Here is a 16,723-nt window from a genome sequence, read left to right as displayed (position 1 = left end):
TTCGCTTTCTCAGTGTTCATCAGTATAGAACGCTTACCACTTTTTATTCAGTACGCGGTCGAGGCTGATTGCGCCCGGGCCGAAGACGGCCAGCAGCAGGTAACCACCCGCGATGGTGAAGTTCTTCATAAACATGATGGAGTTCGCGCCTTCAGCAAAGTTGCTGTGGAACAGGAACGCCGTCAGCAGAGTAAACAGCGCGGTGATAAGCGCGGTGGTACGGGTCAGGAAACCGAACAGGATAGCCAGACCGCCGCCGAACTCCAGCAGGATAGTCAGCGGCAGCAGTGCGCCCGGCACGCCCATCGCTTCCATGTATTGCTGAGTGCCAGCATAACCGGTGATTTTGCCCCAGCCAGCGGTAATAAACAGGATTGGCATTAAAATACGAGCAACCAGGACGCCAACATCTTCTAATTTTTTCATTTTACTCTCCAGCGGTTCTTTTTTCCGGCGTTCATTGCCAGGACTTAAAGGGGGCGCAAACTCCAGTGATTACCGGTGCTTGCCGTCGATGGAGAGGATAATAGACGGGGTGAAAAAGGATTGTTAGCAAGGAAAACTGTCTAAGTCCTTCAAATATCCTGAGTGAACTAAGCGGCAAAAGTAAAAACACCGCCATCGAGGCGGTGTTTGTGGGGGCTAGCGTGGGTTTTGATTCAGCGCGTTGCGGATCATTCGCCAGGCGCTCCAGGCGCCAAAACCTCGCTTCGCCCAGCGCATCAGCAGGCTTGGGTGCCGTACCGACCAGATAGCCAGCACGCTGCTGGCTATCATGGCGTAGCTGCGCAGGCTTAGCAGAGTGTTCCAGCCGCGATCGTAAGGGCCGGTCACCTGCAACCAATCCCGCCTTGTGGCGCTGAGGTCGAGACGCTGTTGCTGGATTTGGCTGAGCAGATGCGCCTTACGCTTAGTGCGTTCTGCATCGCTCATTACTTATCCTCTTCCAGCAGGGTCCGGTCGTTTTCCAGCTCGCGCCGGGTATGGCGCAGCAAAGTCGACTGCCGGGATTTTCTCAGCGTCCAGATACCGCCGATCAGCGCCAGAGAGAGCAGTACCACGGTGGTCGCAATCATGGCGTTGAGGCGATACTGCGGATCAACGGCCCAGATAACCAGCACCATCAGGCTCATCAGGCCAAAAGCGGCAAACAGCATCGTCAGGCCGAGCATCAGCAGCAGCTGAACGAGATGCGCTTTTTCCTCTTCCAGCTCAACCACGGCAAGGCGCAGGCGGGTTTCAACCATTCCAACCAGAATGGTGACCAGCCGCTGACCAATGCCGAGCACGCTCTTGCCCGGCCCCTGGCTTTGATGAGAATCAGCCATCTTAGCGGCGAGCCAGCAGCACACCCAGTACGACGCCTACCGCCGCACCAATCCCAACGCCTGTCCACGGGTTCTCGCGAACATAATCGTCAGCTTTTGCCGCGGCTTCACGGGTTTGCTGGGCGATGGCTTCGCTGGTTTCGCCGAGACGAGAGCGGCTCTCTTTGAGCGCTTTTTCTGCTTTGGTGCGCAGCTTATCCAGTTCGGTTTTCGACTTGTCCGTGGAAGCACTCAGGACTTCTTCAAGCGTATCTGCCAGGGATTTCAACTCAGCGCGCAAATGTTCTGACGTAGTATCTTTTGACATAATTCTCTCCGAGTGTTTGAGGTGGATCCTTAAAGTCTGCGACTACCTGTCTCAGTAATCACGCTTCTCTAAAGCTTTCAATTCGTCTTCAGCTTCTGCCAGTTTTTTCTCGCGTTTAGCAATTTTTTCCGGGTCGCCCTTCTGGCGGGCTTCATTGAGATCGGCTCTACGTTCTTCAATTTCTTCTTTTTGATGGGTGATTTTTTTCTGGTGTTCGGCGCGCAGGCTGCTGTCGCTGCAATTTGCGCGCACTTCGCTCAACGCTTTTTTCAGGCCATCAATACGATGCTGGTTATTGTGTTTTTCCGCATAGCCAATCTCGCGTTGAATATCCTGCTCTTTTTCACCGCAAAGCGAAGCGGCCTGAGCGGCAGAAGTCAGGGTGAGTAAAGCAAGAGCCAGTACGGTGCGGTATTTCATGATTTGACCTTCCATTGTAAGACGATGCACAAATTATCGGGTGATAATACCCTATGCGTCGTTCCAGAGTTTCGTTTAAAAGCGCTGATAATGAGCGGTAAAAACAGATAAAGCATAGTCATGAATCAACTAAAAACCCAGAGGGTAATAATAAATTCGGACTCAGAGAAGGGTGATTAACCGAGATGATTGTGGTCAGGGCGCAGGATGGAGAGCCATGCCAGCGCGTCGCTATCGCCGTCCTGCTGGGCCACAACATAGCCCTGCGGCAGCGTACGGTTCAGCACTTCCTTTGCGGCTTCACTCTGTGCGCTGGAATCAAAAGTAACCAGCAGTGTGTTATTCAGCGGCGTAATACTTTTGAAGCGGATGCCGTTGGCGTCGAGATGATGCCAGACGTAAAAACCGTCAGGTATGCTCCCGCCCTGCCGCGAGGCACGTATCTCAAGAGTGGAATCTTTATTCTGCATGCCGGACCACATAACCAGCGCGACCAGCGCCAGCGCACCCACAAGCAGCGCCGCCCGAAGGCGGCCTGTGAAAGCTAATTTCATCGAATCTCTCTAACTGCTTTGACCGCGTTTTTTACGCCAGAGCACAATTAATGAACCTACGAGGCCGATGACAAGGAGCACCACCGGGATAAGCATCAGGCACGACATTAATGCGTCTTCGTATTTCTGGAACACAGGGGTTTTGCCCAGCAAATAGCCCAGGGTGGTGAGAATCAATATCCACAACAGGCCGCTCATCCAGTTAAAGAACTGGAAGCGTGTGCTGCTAAGACCCGATAACCCGGCAATAGTTGGCAGCAGGGTACGAACAAATGCGATAAAACGCCCCACCAGCAGCGCCGACAGGCCGTGCTTATGGAATAACTGGTGTGAGCGCTGGTGGTAGTGCGCAGGCAGATGAGAAAGCCAGTTTTGTACCAGCCTCGTATTTCCCAGCCAGCGCCCCTGAATGTAGCCCAGCCAGCTGCCGAGGCTTGCCGCTATGGTGAGCAGAGCGATAGTTTCCGCAAAGCCCAGAGACCCTTTCGCTATCAGAACGCCAACCAGAACCAGCAGGCTGTCACCGGGCAAAAATGCCGCCGGAAGCAGGCCGTTTTCGAGAAATAAAATCATGAACAGCACAAAGTAGAGCATGCCAACCATCGAGGGGTTAGCGAGCGTTTCAAAATCCTGGCTCCAGAGAGCGGAGAGCAGTTGCGTCAGTAGTTCCATTCAGTGTTCCTGGCACTTCGTTTAGGCCGCCGGTGTAAACGGATGAGCAGAATGCAGCATGGTTTTTATAGTTAGTTGCTGGCTACAATCCACTGCCCCTACTGTGGTGTCGGAATAACATCGTGTGAAACGACAGCCAGAAGGACGGAAACCCGTACAGACGGTGAAATTGCATCTAATTGTAACAAAACTACGCGTTATACGTCACAGTATTTGCAGTTTGTTGAGGAATGATTTTGCTTACTGGCGGGGAGGCTGGCGAGGGTATTTACAAACGCTGACACTATTTATGGTTTGCTTACCCTCGGGCGGAAAAATGACTATTTTTGACCGTTTGCCGCTTTATCAAGATGAACTACCGGATTTTCAGCAAACAAATAGCGGTCTGCGTTGAACTCAAAATCATCGCTGGTGGCGTTAAACAGCACCTGGCGAGTATTTTCCAGATGCTGCCACATGGCCAGTTTAGCCGCAGCAGGATCTTTGCGAATCAAGGCTTTAAGGATTTGGTCATGATCGTCGCACCAGTTATCAACCGGGCGCATATCCATGTGTTCGTGTAATTTTTTCCAGTACGGATTGTAAATGCGGTGGCTCCACATTTTTTCCACGATAGTGGCCAGCGCGCCGTTTTGCGTAGCCAGCGCCACCTGCACATGGAACTGAAGATCCCATTCTGAATCGCGGAAGGTTTGCTCTTTTCTCGCTTTTTCCTGAATCTCCATCAGCTTAACAATGTCCTGCTTGGTCACCTGAGTGGCGGCAAACTCGGCAATATTGCTCTCAATCAGCTGGCGGGCCTGCAAAAGCTCGAAAGGACCATAATTGGCAAATTCAAAGCGCTCGTCCGGCACCGTCATATATTTTGCCTGGCTGGAAATGACGTGGATCCCGGAACCCTTGCGGACTTCAACGTAACCTTCAACCTCCAGCATGATTATCGCCTCGCGCACGACCGTACGGCTGACGTTTTTCTCTTCCGCGATATAGCGCTCCGCAGGCAGTTTTTCTCCGACCTGGTAAACCCCGGACTCGATACGATGTTTAAGTTCAGCGGCCAGCTGCTGATACAGGCGGCGGGGTTCTATGGCGTCCATAAGTTGCTCCAAAAAAGGGCTGCGGCGTGAGTAAATTTGTTATACCACTTTTTCAGATAACGCTCTAGCAAGCATCGGGATTAAAGCCGCCCGAAGGCGGCTAAGTTTAAGACTGCACGACGGCTTTTGCCGGAACGATTTCGGGCGTCAGCTCACTGGCGGGCTGATTTTTCAGTACCGTCCAGATAACGATAGCGCCCAGCAGGTCGAATACCGCCAGCGCGGCAAACAGCGGGCTAAAGCCCATGGTGTCAGCCAGCGCGCCGACGACCAGGGCAAACAGCGTGCTGGCGGTCCAGGCTGCCATCCCCGTCAGGCCGTTTGCTGTCGCCACCTCGTTGCGCCCGAAAACGTCGGAAGAGAGCGTGATCAATGCGCCGGATAGCGCCTGGTGAGCAAAGCCGCCCACGCACAGCAGGGCAATGGCGACGTAAGGGCTGGTAAACAGGCCAATGGTGCCGGGGCCAATCATCAGCACCGCGCCCATGGTGACCACCAGCTTGCGGGAAACAATCAGGTTAACGCCAAACCAGCGCTGGAACAGCGGGGGCAGGTAACCGCCAAGAATGCAGCCGAAGTCGGCAAACAGCATCGGCATCCAGGCGAACATCGCGATTTCTTTCAGGTTAAAGCCGTAGGCCTTGAACATAAACAGCGGGATCCATGCGTTAAAGGTGCCCCAGGCCGGTTCCGCAAGAAAGCGCGGCAGGGCAATGCCCCAGAACTGGCGGTTACGCAGGATCTTCCAGGCCGACATTTTTTTGGTGTTATCGGTCTGATGATGAGCTTCCTGGCCGCTGATAATGTATTCGCGCTCTTCGCCGCTGAGTTTCTTCTGGTCGCGGGGGTTTTTATAGAACCAGAGCCAAACCATCGCCCAGATAAAACTCAGGACGCCCGTCACGATAAACGCCATCTGCCAGCTGTGCATGACGATTGCCCAGACCACCAGCGGCGGAGCTATCATCGCGCCGATTGAGGAGCCAACGTTGAAATAGCCCACCGCAATGGAACGCTCTTTTGCCGGGAACCATTCGCTGCTGGCCTTAAGCCCCGCAGGGATCATCGCTGCTTCGGCCGCACCAACCGCACCGCGGGCAAGCGCCAGCCCGCCCCAGCTGCCCGCCAGCGCGGTGGCGGCACAGAAAACTGCCCATACCACGGCGAAGACCGCGTAGCCTATTTTAGTACCCAACACGTCCAGCACATATCCCGCAACCGGCTGCATCACGGTGTAGCAGGCGGAATAGGCGGCAATTATCCACGAATATTGCTGGGTGGTGATATGCAGCTCGCTCATCAGCGTGGGTGCCGCAACGGCGACCGTATTGCGGGTCAGATAGCCCAGCACGGTGCCCAGGGTCACCAGCGCTATCATGTACCAGCGTAAACCTTTTATCTTTCGCATTTCTAACCCCATCCCGTCTTCATTTGAACGTTTTCAGGTAAACCGGCATCCATTGTTATTTTTGTCACCCAGGCCTGCGGCTGGCTTTCCATAGCAAGAGGGACATCGACGGCTGAAAGATAACTTGTCATACATCTTTATAAGTTGAGTGATATCACAAAAGCTTTTTCCGGAAGAACGGCGTGATAAAGCGCCTTTGCGGCCAGATCTGATGCGGGTTGTAGCGGGGTTTGGGGCCGTTTGTGGCGAATTAATCTGCTGTTTTTGTGACCTTATACGCAAAAATCAGGTCGTTGCTGAAAAATTGGTGTGATAACTTTGTTCCATCATGCACAAGCATAGAATCGTTATTTGCAGAGGACGCCCGACCATGGCCCAGTTTATGACTGAAGATTTTCTTCTTGATACCGAATTCGCCCGCCGTCTTTATCACGACTACGCAAAACAGCAGCCGATTTTTGATTACCATTGCCACCTGCCGCCGCAGCAAATCGCCGACAACTATCGCTTTAAAAACCTGTATGACATCTGGCTGAAGGGCGATCACTACAAATGGCGCGCGATGCGTACCAACGGCGTTGCGGAAAGGCTGTGTACCGGGGATGCGAGCGACCGCGAAAAGTTTGACGCCTGGGCCGCCACCGTACCGCATACTCTCGGCAACCCGCTCTATCACTGGACGCACCTCGAGCTGCGCCGCCCGTTCGGCATCACCGGGAAGCTATTCTCCCCGGCAACGGCGGATGAAATCTGGCACCAGGGCAACGACCTGCTGGCGCAGGACTCCTTCAGCGCTCGCGGCATCATGAAGCAGATGAACGTGAAAATGGTCGGCACCACTGACGATCCGGTTGATTCTCTCGAGCACCATGCTGCCGTGGCAAAAGATGCCGATTTTGACGTCAAAGTGCTGCCGAGCTGGCGTCCGGACCGGGCATTTAACATTGAACAGGCGACCTTTGCGGAATACATCTCAAAACTGGCCGCCGTTTCTGATACCGATATTCGCCGCTTCGGCGATCTTCAGGCTGCCTTAAGCAAGCGGCTGGATCACTTTGCCGCGCACGGCTGTAAAGTTGCCGACCATGCGCTGGACGTCGTGCTGTTCGCCGAGGCCGATGAAGCCACGTTGGACGCTATTCTGGCTCGTCGCCTGGCGGGCGCTCTGCTCAATGAAACCGAAGTTGCACAGTTTAAAACCGCCGTGCTGTCCTGGCTGGGAACCGAGTACGCACGCCGTGGCTGGGTGCAGCAGTACCACATCGGTGCGCTGCGCAATAACAACCAGCGCCAGTTCAAGCTGCTGGGGGCGGACGTGGGCTTCGACTCAATCAACGATAGGCCGCTGGCCGAGCCGCTGTCAAAACTGTTGAGTAAGCAAAACGAAGAGAACCTGCTGCCGAAAACCATTCTCTACTGCCTGAACCCGCGCGATAACGAAGTGCTGGGCACGATGATCGGTAATTTCCAGGGCGAAGGGATGCCGGGCAAGATGCAGTTTGGCTCAGGCTGGTGGTTTAACGATCAAAAAGACGGCATGGAGCGGCAGATGACCCAGCTTGCCCAGCTCGGCCTGCTCAGCCGCTTCGTCGGTATGCTCACCGACAGCCGCAGCTTCCTCTCCTACACCCGCCATGAATATTTCCGCCGGATTTTATGCCGCATGCTTGGCCACTGGGTGCAGGCGGGCGAAGTGCCGCAAGATCTACCGCTGCTGGGCGAGATGGTAAAAAACATCTGCTTTAACAACGCCCGTGACTACTTTGCCATTGAGCTGAATTAACCCGCGACCGAGGCCGATATGCGATACATCCAGATCCACCCCCGGGACAATGTTGCCGTCGCTCTGGTAGACCTGCCGGAGGGAGAGGCGATAACGCTCGGGCAGAGTGAATTTTCGCTGCCCCAGCCGGTAGCTCGTGGGCACAAATTTGCCCTTCGGGCGCTCGCCGCCGATGAAAACGTTGTGAAGTATGGCCTGCCGATAGGCCATGCTCTGTCTGCGATCGCCGTCGGCGAGCATCTGCATTCGCATAACCTGCGGACCAATCTTAACGACATAGATGAGTATCGCTATCAGCCCGAATTTGCCTCTGCGGGCAAACGGACGAGCGATCGCGAAGTTAATCTTTATCGCCGGGAGAACGGCGCGGTGGGCGTGCGCAACGAGCTGTGGATCCTGCCAACCGTCGGCTGCGTAAACGCCATAGCGCGCCAGATGCTGAACCGCTTTTTGAAGCAGACCAACGACGCGGAAGGCATTGACGGAGCGTATCTGTTCAGCCACCAGTTCGGCTGTTCCCAGCTGGGAGACGATCACCTCAACACCCGTACCATGCTGCAAAACATGGTGCATCATCCCAATGCCGGAGCGGTGCTGGTGGTGGGGCTTGGGTGTGAAAACAATCAGATAGCCGCCTTTTGCGAAACGCTGGGCGAGTATGACTCGAGCCGCGTGCGTTTTATGGCTTTGCAGCAGCAGGATGATGAAGTTGAGGCGGGGCTGGAGCATCTTCACGCCCTGTATCAGGTTATGCGCCACGACACCCGCCAGCCGGGCCGGCTCAGCGAGCTGAAGTTCGGCCTTGAATGCGGCGGCTCCGATGGTCTTTCCGGCATTACGGCCAACCCAATGCTGGGCCTCTTTTCCGACTATGTGGTGGCGAACGGCGGCACCACGGTGCTGACGGAAGTGCCGGAAATGTTTGGCGCAGAACGCATTCTGATGAGCCACTGTCGCGATGAAGAAACGTTTGAGAAAACCGTCGCCATGGTTAACGACTTCAAACGCTATTTTATCGAGCATCACCAGCCGATTTACGAAAACCCTTCTCCGGGAAACAAGGCGGGCGGCATCACCACGCTGGAAGAGAAATCCCTCGGCTGCACGCAGAAAGCCGGAGGCAGCCAGGTTGTTGACGTGCTGCGCTACGGAGAGCGGCTAAAAGAGGCCGGGCTGAACTTGCTTAGCGCGCCCGGAAATGATGCGGTGGCGACCAGCGCGCTGGCCGCAGCGGGCTGCCATATGGTGCTGTTCAGCACCGGGCGCGGCACGCCTTATGGCGGCTTTGTACCCACGTTGAAAATCGCCACTAACAGCGAGCTGGCTGAGAAAAAACCGCACTGGATTGATTTTGACGCCGGGAGCCTGCTGCACGGCAGCACCATGCCTGAGCTGCTGGAGCAGTTTATTGATGTAATTGTTCGCACGGTAAACGGGGAAAGCACCTGCAACGAGAAAAACGACTTTCGCGAGCTGGCGCTGTTTAAGAGTGGCGTAACGCTTTAGCTCCCCGCCGGTGGCGGGGAGGAAAAAACTATCCTCGCAGCGGATCGCTCTTCGCAAGACGAGCATCCTCCGCCTGGCAAACGGCAGCGGTAAAGATAACGTCGGTCGAAGAGTTAAGCGCGGTTTCGCAAGAATCCTGAAGCACGCCGATAATAAAGCCCACGGCAACCACCTGCATGGCAATCTCATTCGGGATGCCGAACATGCCGCAGGCCAGAGGGATCAGCAGCAGCGATCCACCCGCCACGCCAGAAGCTCCGCAGGCGCACAGCGAAGCCACTACGCTTAGCAGCAGCGCGGTAGGTAAATCGACAGGTACGCCCAGGGTATGCACCGCCGCCAGCGTCAGCACGGTGATGGTGATAGCCGCCCCGGCCATATTGATGGTTGCCCCCAGAGGAATCGAAACCGAGTAGGTATCGCGGTCGAGATTCATTTTCTGGCACATGCTCATATTAACCGGAATATTCGCCGCCGAGCTGCGGGTAAAGAATGCGGTAACGCCGCTCTCACGCAGGCAGGCCAGTACCAGCGGGTAAGGATTGCGGCGGGTGGTGATAAACACCAGCAGCGGGTTAATTATCAGCGCCACGCCGAACATACAGCCGAGCAGTACCAGCAGCAATTGCGCATAACTCCACAGCGTGGAAAAGCCGGTTGTCGCGAGCGTTGAGGCCACCAGCCCAAAGATCCCAATCGGCGCAAAGCGGATAACCACCTTCACGATGAAAGTCACCGCGTCGGAAAGATCGTTAACCAGATTTTTGGTGGTTTCATTACCGTGGCGCAGGGCAAAGCCCAGCCCGACGGCCCAAACCAGAATGCCGATGTAGTTGGCGTTTAACAGAGCGTCTATCGGGTTAGAAATAATGCTCATCAGCAGGCCATGAATAACCGCCACAATACCGGAAGGCGGCGTAATATCGGTCGCGCCGGTGGTCAGATGCAGCGTGGAAGGGAACATAAAACTGACCACAACCGCCGTTAACGCAGCGGAAAAAGTCCCCAGTAAATAGAGCACCAGAATCGGGCGAATATTGGTCTTCTGGCCGTGCTGATGGTTGGCAATAGAAGCGATGACCAGCGTCAGTACCAGCACCGGCGCTACCGCTTTAAGTGCGCCAACAAACAGCGTGCCGAGCAGGCCGGTGGCGGTAGCCGCCGGTTCAGAGATAAGCGCCAGCGCGATGCCGAGCACCAGGCCTATCAGAATTTGTTTAACCAGGCTGCCGCGCGCAAAGCGCTGCAATAATCCAGAAGCTTGCGGATCCATGAATACCTTCCTGTATATCAGTGATGTCGTTGCGTACCGCGTGCGTAGTGGGCTACGTCTGAGCGGATGTAAGAAAATGTGTTTGCCCGCTGAGTATAAGGAAAATGTCCGAAGGACAAAGCAATTCGCGCTGGAATTGCGCTCAGCGTTAGATTTTGCAACTGATCATTAACATCTGTGTGACATAAACGGCAGTTCAGGCTTTTAGCGATTTGCCAGAATGACAAAGGGGCATTACGCCCCTTTAAAGTGAATTGAGCCCGGCTTATTGAGCCGAGTTTTTACGGTCGTTACGGTGGTTAACCCAGGCGTTGATTATCAATGTTCCCGCCAGAATACCGCCCACTACGCCCAGAGAAACGGCAATCGGGATATGGTAGAAGTCGACAATCAGCATCTTCACGCCGATAAACACCAGGATAACCGACAGGCCGTACTTCAGCATTGAGAAGCGCTCCGCAACGCCTGCCAGCAGGAAGTACATAGCGCGCAGGCCGAGGATAGCGAACAGGTTCGAGGTCAGCACGATGAACGGGTCGGTGGTGACGGCGAAAATTGCCGGAATGCTGTCTACCGCGAAGATGACGTCGCTCAGCTCAACCAGAATCAACACCAGCAGCAGCGGAGTGGCGTACAGCAGCCCGTTATGGCGGACGAAGAAACGCTCGTTCTCGATTTTATCCGTCATGCGCAGATGGCCGCGCAGCCAGCGAACCAGCGGCTTCTCGCCGATGCCGGTATCGTCTTCCTTCGCCAGCGCCATTTTGATCCCGGTGAACAGCAGGAACGCGCCGAACACGTACAGCAGCCACTCAAACTGAGTAATCAGCCAGCTGCCGCCGAAGATCATGATAGTTCTCAGCACAATCGCGCCCAGTACGCCGTAAACCAGCACCCGACGCTGCAACGCAGCGGGCACGGCAAAGTAGCTGAACAGCATCAGCCAGACGAAGACGTTATCGACCGCCAGCGCTTTTTCAATCAGGTAACCGGTGAGGAAGGCCAGCGCCTGGGTGTCCGCGACTTCGCGGCCAGCGGTGCCGCTGAGATACCACCAGAAGGCGAGGTTAAACAGCAGGGAAAGAGAGACCCAGACCAGCGACCAGATGGCCGCCTGTTTCATAGACATGGTTTGCGAGCCGCGACGGCCCTGAACCAGCAGATCGATAGCCAACATGATGGCGACCACGACCGCAAAGCTGCCCCAGAGGAGGGGGGTACCGACAGTATGCATAATGAGATTCCTTAAAAACAAAAACGGCTAACGTCAGAAGACGCCAGCCGCTTTCGCTTGCAACAGGGATCTCGCCTTCCGGCAAGGTCTCACTTACAACGTCTGCGACGTTGCCCGGCAACCGGATGCTTGCGCATCGTAATGACGATTAACCGGCAATGAAGTTACTCCCCTTTGCGAGTAACAAAATATGACAGGCCGCCGTCGGCGTCAATATCCCGTTACGCTTTTTTGCCGCTCATCATGCCGGAAGCTGCTCTGGTACGTCATCCGCCGGAAACTTCACGCCCGTCTGGCGGCGAATTTCGGTGGCAAGCGCCGAAGTGCCGCGCGAGGTCGCCAGGCCCGGATGATTTACTTCGTTCTCTTCAACCAGCCGCGCAAAGGTCTCCGCTTCATACAGCATAGTGTTGATATGCTGCGGCAGCGTAAGATCCTGCGGTTTTCCGCCGCGCGGGATAAAGGTCAGGCGCTGGCATTCCGAGATTTTCTCGATAAGCAGCGAACCGGCTTCGCCCTGGATCTCGCTTGGAATAGCGGAGTCGCTCACTTTAGAGTGCAGCAGGGTGACGTCGAAATCGCCGTAGTTCATCTGCACGCTGCCGTGGGCATCCACGCCGCTGTCGAGCAGCGAGGCGGTGGCCTGAACGGAATGAGGCTCGCCCCACAGCGCCACCGCAGAGGCCAGCACGTAGAAGCCGATATCCATAATCGAGCCGTTAGAAAACGCCGGGTTGAAGGTATTCGGGTTTTCGCCGTCCAGATAGCGCTGGTAGCGCGAAGAATACTGGCAGTAGCTGAGCAGCGCTTTGCGGATCTTCCCGATCTTCGGCAGCGCCTGCTGTAAGGCAATAAAGTTCGGCAGGCTGGCGGTTTTAAACGCCTCGAACAGCACGACCTGATTCTCGCGGGCGCAGGCGATAGACGCTTCCACTTCGCGCAGGTTCGAAGCCAGCGGTTTTTCGCAAATCACATGTTTTTTGTGGCTGAGGAACAGCAGGCTTTGCGGGCCATGCAGCGAGTTAGGGCTGGCAATATATACCGCGTCAATGGCGTCGCTTTGGGCCATTGCTTCAAGCGATGTGAACAGGTGCTCCACCGGGTAATCATTGGCGAAAGCCTGAGCCTGCTCAAGGCTGCGCGAGTAAACCGCAGTGAGCTTATATTTGCCGCTTTCATGAGCGGCATCCACGAATTGACGGGTTATCCAGTTGGTGCCAACCACAGCGAAACGTATCATAGACAGGGGCGTTCTCCGGAAGGTTGATAAAGGGGCACGGGTTTAATCAGGCCGCGCCGCTGAGCGACAGCTGCGTCAGCCAAAGCCGCGTGTCGAATTCTAACTGGTGATACTGCGGTTCCATATGACAGCACAAGGAGTAGAACGCTTTGTTGTGATCTTTCTCCTTAAGATGCGCGAGCTCATGCACTACGATCATGCGTAAAAACGCTTCAGGAGCGCCGCGAAAAACGGTCGCCACGCGGATTTCCGCTTTAGCTTTCAGCTTGTTGCCCTGCACGCGCGAAATAGCGGTATGCAGCCCAAGCGCGTTATTCAGAACGTGGATTTTGCTGTCATAAGCGACTTTATTTATCGGCGGAGCATTACGCAGAAACTGGCTTTTCAACTCCTGAGTGTAAGCGTAAAGCGCTTTATCTGTAGCGATATTGTGGCTCTGCGGGTAGCGCTTCTCCAGCACTTCGCCCAGGCGCTGCTCGGCAATCAGGGTACGAACCTGGGAGAGCAAATGCTCGGGATAGCCGCTTAAATAAATCAGTTCGCTCATGCTTGTCTCAGGTTGAAGGAAAAAAAGGTATACTCTCGCCCCCGCTATGGGGATATCACCAAATTTTACCATCCAGGAGGGCCGATGAGCCAATTAGACAACGGTTTTCGTTCACTGACGCTGAAACGTTTTCCAGAAACGGACGACGTTAACCCGCTGCAGGCGTGGGAAGCGGCAGATGACTACCTGTTGCAACAGGTGGACGAACTTGAGCCAGTCGGCCCCGTTCTTGTATTCAACGATACTTTTGGCACGCTCGCCTGCGTGCTGGCGGAGCACAAGCCTTACAGCATCAGTGACTCATACCTGAGCGAACTGGCGACGCGTGAAAACCTGCGCGAGAACGGCATCGCGGAAAACAGCGTAACCTTCCTCGACAGCACCGCTGAGTATCCGCAGGCGCCGGGCCTGGTGCTGATTAAAGTGCCTAAAACCCTGGCGCTGCTGGAGCAACAGCTGCGCGCCCTGCGCAAGGTTGTTACCCCGGAAACCCGCATCATCGCGGGTGCTAAAGCGCGCGACGTTCATAACTCGACCCTTGAGCTGTTTGAAAAAATTCTTGGGCCAACCACCACCTCGCTGGCGTGGAAAAAGGCGCGTTTGATTAACCCAACCGTGACAAAGCCGGAGCTGGCCGATGCGCCGCAAACGCTGAGCTGGAAGCTGGAAGGCACGCCGTGGACCATTCACAACCATGCGAACGTCTTCTCCCGCACCGGGCTGGACATTGGCGCACGTTTCTTTATTGAGCACCTGCCTTCCGATCTGGAAGGCGAGATTGTGGACCTGGGCTGCGGCAACGGGGTAATTGGCCTGACGCTGCTGGAAAGAAATCCGCAGGCGCAGGTGGTGTTTGTGGACGAATCGCCGATGGCGGTCGCGTCCAGCCGCCTGAACGTTGAAACCAACCTGCCGGGCGATATCGACCGCTGCGAGTTTATGATTAACAACGGGCTGTCCGGCGTGGAGCCGTTCCGCTTCAACGCGGTGCTGTGTAACCCCCCGTTCCACCAGCAGCACGCGCTGACCGACCAGATTGCGTGGGAGATGTTCCACCACGCCCGCCGCTGCCTGAAAATCAACGGCGAGCTGTATATCGTGGCTAACCGCCACCTCGACTACTTCCGCAAGCTGAAGAAGATCTTCGGTAACTGCACCACGGTCGCCACTAACAGCAAGTTCGTGGTGCTCAAAGCGGTTAAGTTAGGCCGCCGCAGCTAAATCTCCAGCGCCAGACGGGTGCCCTGCGCGATAGCGCGTCGGGCATCCAGCTCCATCGCCACATCGGCACCGCCAATCAAATGCACGGTTTTGCCCATCTCCCTTAGCGGCTGCTCCAGCTCGCGGCGCGGGTTTTGCCCGGCGCAAATAATCACGTTATCCACTTCCAGCAGCTGCGGCTCGCCGCCGACGGTAATATGCAGCCCGGCATCATCAATACGATCGTAGCTCACGCCCGCCATCATCTTCACGCCGCGAGCCAGCAGCGTGGTGCGATGTATCCAGCCGGTCGTTTTCCCCAGGCCTTCTCCCGGTTTGCTGGTTTTGCGCTGTAGCAGATAGATTTTACGCGGGCTTTTGGGCAGGTGAGCGCCTTCCGGGCACAGCCCTCCGGCATTTTGCAGGCTGGTATCAATGCCCCATTCCACGCAGAATTCGGCGATGCTCTGGCTGGTGGACTCGCCCTGCTGGCTCAGGTACATCGAAGTATCAAAGCCGATGCCGCCCGCGCCAATCACCGCCACGCGATTGCCGACCGGTGTTTTCTCACGCAGCACGTCGATGTAACTCAGCACTTTAGAATGACTAATGCCTTCGATATCCGGCATGCGTGGTTCAATACCGCAGGCCAGAACCACTTCGTCATAGCCGCCGAGCATGGCAGCGTTAACGTATTGGTTGAGGCGTACTTCAACGCCGTTCAGCTTCAGCATCTGGCGGTAATAGCGTAGCGTTTCGAAGAACTCTTCTTTGCCTGGGATCTGCTTGGCGATATTAAACTGCCCGCCAATTTCTGCGGCTGCGTCAAACAGCGTGACTTTATGGCCGCGCCCGGCGGCGTTCACCGCAAAGGCAAGACCCGCCGGGCCTGCGCCCACAACGGCGATATTTTTGAGAGTCGCTGCGGGCAGAATCGGCATTTTGGTTTCGTGGCAGGCACGGGGGTTTACCAGGCAGGAGGTGACCTTTCCGGCAAAAATCTGATCCAGGCAGGCCTGGTTACAGCCGATGCAGGTATTGATTTGCTCTGCTTTGCCCGCGGCGGCCTTGGAGACAAACTCGGCGTCGGCAAGAAACGGGCGGGCCATCGAGACCATATCCGCGTCACCCTGGGCCAAAATTTGCTCGGCGGTTTCCGGGGTGTTGATGCGGTTGGTCGTGACCAGCGGCAGCGCGACGTGGCTTTTGAGCTTTTTCGTCACCCAGCTGAACGCCCCGCGCGGCACCGAAGTAGCGATGGTTGGAATACGCGCCTCGTGCCAGCCAATGCCGGTATTTATAAGCGTTGCGCCCGCTTTTTCTATCGCTTTAGCCAGGGTAACGGCTTGCTCAAAGTTGCCGCCGCCTTCGACCAGGTCGAGCAGCGACAGGCGATAGATAATAATGAATTCTTTGCCAACCCTTTCCCGAACCGAGCGCACCACTTCTACCGCAAAGCGCATTCTGCGCGAGTAGTCGCCGCCCCATTCATCGTCGCGCTGGTTGGTGCGCGCCGCTAAAAACTGGTTAATCAGGTAGCCTTCGGAGCCCATTATTTCTACCCCGTCATAGCCCGCTTCGCGAGCCAGGCTGGCGCAGTTGGCGAAGTCTTCGATGAGGGTAAGGATCTCTTCATGGCTAAGGGCGTGGGGTTTAAACGGGTTAATCGGAGCCTGAATGGCCGACGGAGCGACCAGCTTTGGCTGATAGCTGTAGCGGCCGGTATGCAGAATTTGCAGCGCAATTTTCCCGCCTTCGCGGTGAACGGCATCGGTTACCACGCGGTGATGGGCAAGTTGGTTTTTATCGTTCAACACCGCGCCGTGGGCAATTGTTACCCCGGAAGATGAGGGTGCAATGCCGCCGGTCACAATCAGGGCTACGCCGTGGCGTGCGCGCTCTGCATAAAAGGCAGCCAGGCGCTCTGCGCCGTCCGGCAACTCTTCCAGGCCGGTATGCATCGACCCCATAAGCACGCGGTTTTTCAGGGTGGTGAAGCCAAGATCCAAAGGGGCAAGCAGCGACGAGTAGCTCATAGACGATTCCAATATGTAAAATTATTGTTATGTGGTCGGATGAGTTCTAATTTAGCCGTCGCGGCGTAAAAGGGAAAAGGGGAGTGCGGCGAATGTGATGTGATTCAAATTCCCACCT

Annotated in this window: 17 protein-coding genes; 3 read left to right on the top strand and 14 right to left on the bottom strand. The window is 55.7% G+C overall.

Going from position 1 to position 16,723, the window contains the following annotated elements; genetic code table 11:
* Positions 1 to 33: 33 nt before the first annotated feature.
* The 9 genes from ACG1VR_RS20380 to ACG1VR_RS20340 form a co-directional block, all read right to left on the bottom strand.
* Positions 34 to 426: a DoxX family protein gene (locus ACG1VR_RS20380; RefSeq protein ID WP_016534665.1), complete on the bottom strand. Its 393-nt coding sequence runs from the start codon at positions 424 to 426 to the stop codon at positions 34 to 36.
* 216 nt (positions 427 to 642) lie between these two features.
* The gene (locus ACG1VR_RS20375; RefSeq protein ID WP_016534666.1) at positions 643 to 933 is read right to left on the bottom strand and encodes a YqjK-like family protein; all 291 of its coding nucleotides are present in this window, start codon (positions 931 to 933) and stop codon (positions 643 to 645) included.
* Positions 933 to 1,328, bottom strand: coding sequence for a phage holin family protein (locus ACG1VR_RS20370; protein ID WP_016534667.1), 396 nt, complete (start codon positions 1,326 to 1,328; stop codon positions 933 to 935). The genes ACG1VR_RS20375 and ACG1VR_RS20370 overlap by 1 nt, the downstream gene beginning before the upstream one ends.
* Position 1,329: 1 nt before the next feature.
* Positions 1,330 to 1,635: a YqjD family protein gene (locus ACG1VR_RS20365; protein ID WP_016534668.1), complete on the bottom strand. Its 306-nt coding sequence runs from the start codon at positions 1,633 to 1,635 to the stop codon at positions 1,330 to 1,332.
* A 51-nt stretch (positions 1,636 to 1,686) separates the two neighbouring features.
* Positions 1,687 to 2,055 carry a DUF1090 domain-containing protein gene (locus tag ACG1VR_RS20360; protein ID WP_039897856.1) on the bottom strand — a complete coding sequence of 123 codons (369 nt, stop codon included), beginning with the start codon at positions 2,053 to 2,055 and terminating at the stop codon, positions 1,687 to 1,689.
* A 176-nt stretch (positions 2,056 to 2,231) separates the two neighbouring features.
* On the bottom strand, positions 2,232 to 2,609 hold the full coding sequence (mzrA, locus tag ACG1VR_RS20355) for an EnvZ/OmpR regulon moderator MzrA (protein ID WP_016534670.1): 378 nt from the start codon (positions 2,607 to 2,609) through the stop codon (positions 2,232 to 2,234).
* A 9-nt stretch (positions 2,610 to 2,618) separates the two neighbouring features.
* Complete coding sequence (gene yqjA / locus ACG1VR_RS20350) at positions 2,619 to 3,281, bottom strand: DedA family general envelope maintenance protein YqjA (RefSeq protein WP_016534671.1); 663 nt, start codon at positions 3,279 to 3,281, stop codon at positions 2,619 to 2,621.
* 320 nt (positions 3,282 to 3,601) lie between these two features.
* The gene (exuR, locus tag ACG1VR_RS20345) at positions 3,602 to 4,378 is read right to left on the bottom strand and encodes a transcriptional regulator ExuR (RefSeq protein ID WP_172568467.1); all 777 of its coding nucleotides are present in this window, start codon (positions 4,376 to 4,378) and stop codon (positions 3,602 to 3,604) included.
* 106 nt (positions 4,379 to 4,484) lie between these two features.
* A complete protein-coding gene (locus tag ACG1VR_RS20340; RefSeq protein WP_395489675.1) occupies positions 4,485 to 5,786 on the bottom strand; it encodes an MFS transporter in 1,302 nt (433 codons plus the stop codon).
* 370 nt (positions 5,787 to 6,156) lie between these two features.
* On the opposite strand from ACG1VR_RS20340, the gene uxaC reads away from it, so the two are divergent.
* Positions 6,157 to 7,569 carry a glucuronate isomerase gene (gene uxaC / locus ACG1VR_RS20335; RefSeq protein ID WP_016534676.1) on the top strand — a complete coding sequence of 471 codons (1,413 nt, stop codon included), beginning with the start codon at positions 6,157 to 6,159 and terminating at the stop codon, positions 7,567 to 7,569.
* 18 nt (positions 7,570 to 7,587) lie between these two features.
* On the top strand, positions 7,588 to 9,075 hold the full coding sequence (locus tag ACG1VR_RS20330; RefSeq protein ID WP_395489674.1) for a UxaA family hydrolase: 1,488 nt from the start codon (positions 7,588 to 7,590) through the stop codon (positions 9,073 to 9,075).
* 28 nt (positions 9,076 to 9,103) lie between these two features.
* On the opposite strand, the gene sstT is transcribed toward ACG1VR_RS20330, so the two are convergent.
* The 4 genes from sstT to ACG1VR_RS20310 all read right to left on the bottom strand — a co-directional run bounded on the left by sstT (position 9,104) and on the right by ACG1VR_RS20310 (position 13,369).
* The gene (gene sstT, locus ACG1VR_RS20325; RefSeq protein WP_172568465.1) at positions 9,104 to 10,348 is read right to left on the bottom strand and encodes a serine/threonine transporter SstT; all 1,245 of its coding nucleotides are present in this window, start codon (positions 10,346 to 10,348) and stop codon (positions 9,104 to 9,106) included.
* Between the two features lie 265 nt (positions 10,349 to 10,613).
* Complete coding sequence (locus tag ACG1VR_RS20320) at positions 10,614 to 11,582, bottom strand: TerC family protein (protein ID WP_395489673.1); 969 nt, start codon at positions 11,580 to 11,582, stop codon at positions 10,614 to 10,616.
* Positions 11,583 to 11,823: 241 nt separating this feature from the next.
* Positions 11,824 to 12,822, bottom strand: a complete 999-nt coding sequence (locus ACG1VR_RS20315) for a Gfo/Idh/MocA family protein (protein WP_016534680.1) — start codon at positions 12,820 to 12,822, stop codon at positions 11,824 to 11,826.
* Between the two features lie 46 nt (positions 12,823 to 12,868).
* The gene (locus tag ACG1VR_RS20310) at positions 12,869 to 13,369 is read right to left on the bottom strand and encodes a M48 family metallopeptidase (protein WP_172568463.1); all 501 of its coding nucleotides are present in this window, start codon (positions 13,367 to 13,369) and stop codon (positions 12,869 to 12,871) included.
* Between the two features lie 84 nt (positions 13,370 to 13,453).
* Between ACG1VR_RS20310 and rlmG the strand changes: the two genes are divergently transcribed.
* A complete protein-coding gene (gene rlmG, locus ACG1VR_RS20305) occupies positions 13,454 to 14,590 on the top strand; it encodes a 23S rRNA (guanine(1835)-N(2))-methyltransferase RlmG (RefSeq protein ID WP_172568462.1) in 1,137 nt (378 codons plus the stop codon).
* Here the strand turns inward: rlmG and ACG1VR_RS20300 are convergent.
* Positions 14,587 to 16,605: an FAD-dependent oxidoreductase gene (locus tag ACG1VR_RS20300; RefSeq protein ID WP_395489671.1), complete on the bottom strand. Its 2,019-nt coding sequence runs from the start codon at positions 16,603 to 16,605 to the stop codon at positions 14,587 to 14,589. The genes rlmG and ACG1VR_RS20300 overlap by 4 nt on opposite strands.
* Positions 16,606 to 16,723 lie beyond the last annotated feature (118 nt).

The sequence above is a fragment of the Cedecea davisae genome (assembly GCF_044095835.1).
Taxonomy (GTDB): Bacteria; Pseudomonadota; Gammaproteobacteria; order Enterobacterales; family Enterobacteriaceae; genus Cedecea; species Cedecea davisae.
The sequence above is the reverse complement of the archived record's forward strand: the minus strand, read 5'-3'. Positions and strand labels throughout refer to the sequence as shown.

Excerpts from the sequence above, each read along its gene's own strand:
- ACG1VR_RS20360 (WP_039897856.1), bottom strand. The coding sequence starts at position 2,055 with ATGAAATACCGCACCGTACTGGCTCTTGCTTTACTCACCCTGACTTCT.
- ACG1VR_RS20375 (WP_016534666.1), bottom strand. The coding sequence starts at position 933 with ATGAGCGATGCAGAACGCACTAAGCGTAAGGCGCATCTGCTCAGCCAA.
- ACG1VR_RS20340 (WP_395489675.1), bottom strand. The coding sequence starts at position 5,786 with ATGCGAAAGATAAAAGGTTTACGCTGGTACATGATAGCGCTGGTGACC.
- ACG1VR_RS20370 (WP_016534667.1), bottom strand. The coding sequence starts at position 1,328 with ATGGCTGATTCTCATCAAAGCCAGGGGCCGGGCAAGAGCGTGCTCGGC.
- ACG1VR_RS20315 (WP_016534680.1), bottom strand. The coding sequence starts at position 12,822 with ATGATACGTTTCGCTGTGGTTGGCACCAACTGGATAACCCGTCAATTC.
- rlmG (WP_172568462.1), top strand. The coding sequence starts at position 13,454 with ATGAGCCAATTAGACAACGGTTTTCGTTCACTGACGCTGAAACGTTTT.
- ACG1VR_RS20310 (WP_172568463.1), bottom strand. The coding sequence starts at position 13,369 with ATGAGCGAACTGATTTATTTAAGCGGCTATCCCGAGCATTTGCTCTCC.
- ACG1VR_RS20320 (WP_395489673.1), bottom strand. The coding sequence starts at position 11,582 with ATGCATACTGTCGGTACCCCCCTCCTCTGGGGCAGCTTTGCGGTCGTG.
- ACG1VR_RS20365 (WP_016534668.1), bottom strand. The coding sequence starts at position 1,635 with ATGTCAAAAGATACTACGTCAGAACATTTGCGCGCTGAGTTGAAATCC.
- exuR (WP_172568467.1), bottom strand. The coding sequence starts at position 4,378 with ATGGACGCCATAGAACCCCGCCGCCTGTATCAGCAGCTGGCCGCTGAA.
- yqjA (WP_016534671.1), bottom strand. The coding sequence starts at position 3,281 with ATGGAACTACTGACGCAACTGCTCTCCGCTCTCTGGAGCCAGGATTTT.
- mzrA (WP_016534670.1), bottom strand. The coding sequence starts at position 2,609 with ATGAAATTAGCTTTCACAGGCCGCCTTCGGGCGGCGCTGCTTGTGGGT.
- ACG1VR_RS20380 (WP_016534665.1), bottom strand. The coding sequence starts at position 426 with ATGAAAAAATTAGAAGATGTTGGCGTCCTGGTTGCTCGTATTTTAATG.
- ACG1VR_RS20300 (WP_395489671.1), bottom strand. The coding sequence starts at position 16,605 with ATGAGCTACTCGTCGCTGCTTGCCCCTTTGGATCTTGGCTTCACCACC.
- uxaC (WP_016534676.1), top strand. The coding sequence starts at position 6,157 with ATGGCCCAGTTTATGACTGAAGATTTTCTTCTTGATACCGAATTCGCC.
- sstT (WP_172568465.1), bottom strand. The coding sequence starts at position 10,348 with ATGGATCCGCAAGCTTCTGGATTATTGCAGCGCTTTGCGCGCGGCAGC.
- ACG1VR_RS20330 (WP_395489674.1), top strand. The coding sequence starts at position 7,588 with ATGCGATACATCCAGATCCACCCCCGGGACAATGTTGCCGTCGCTCTG.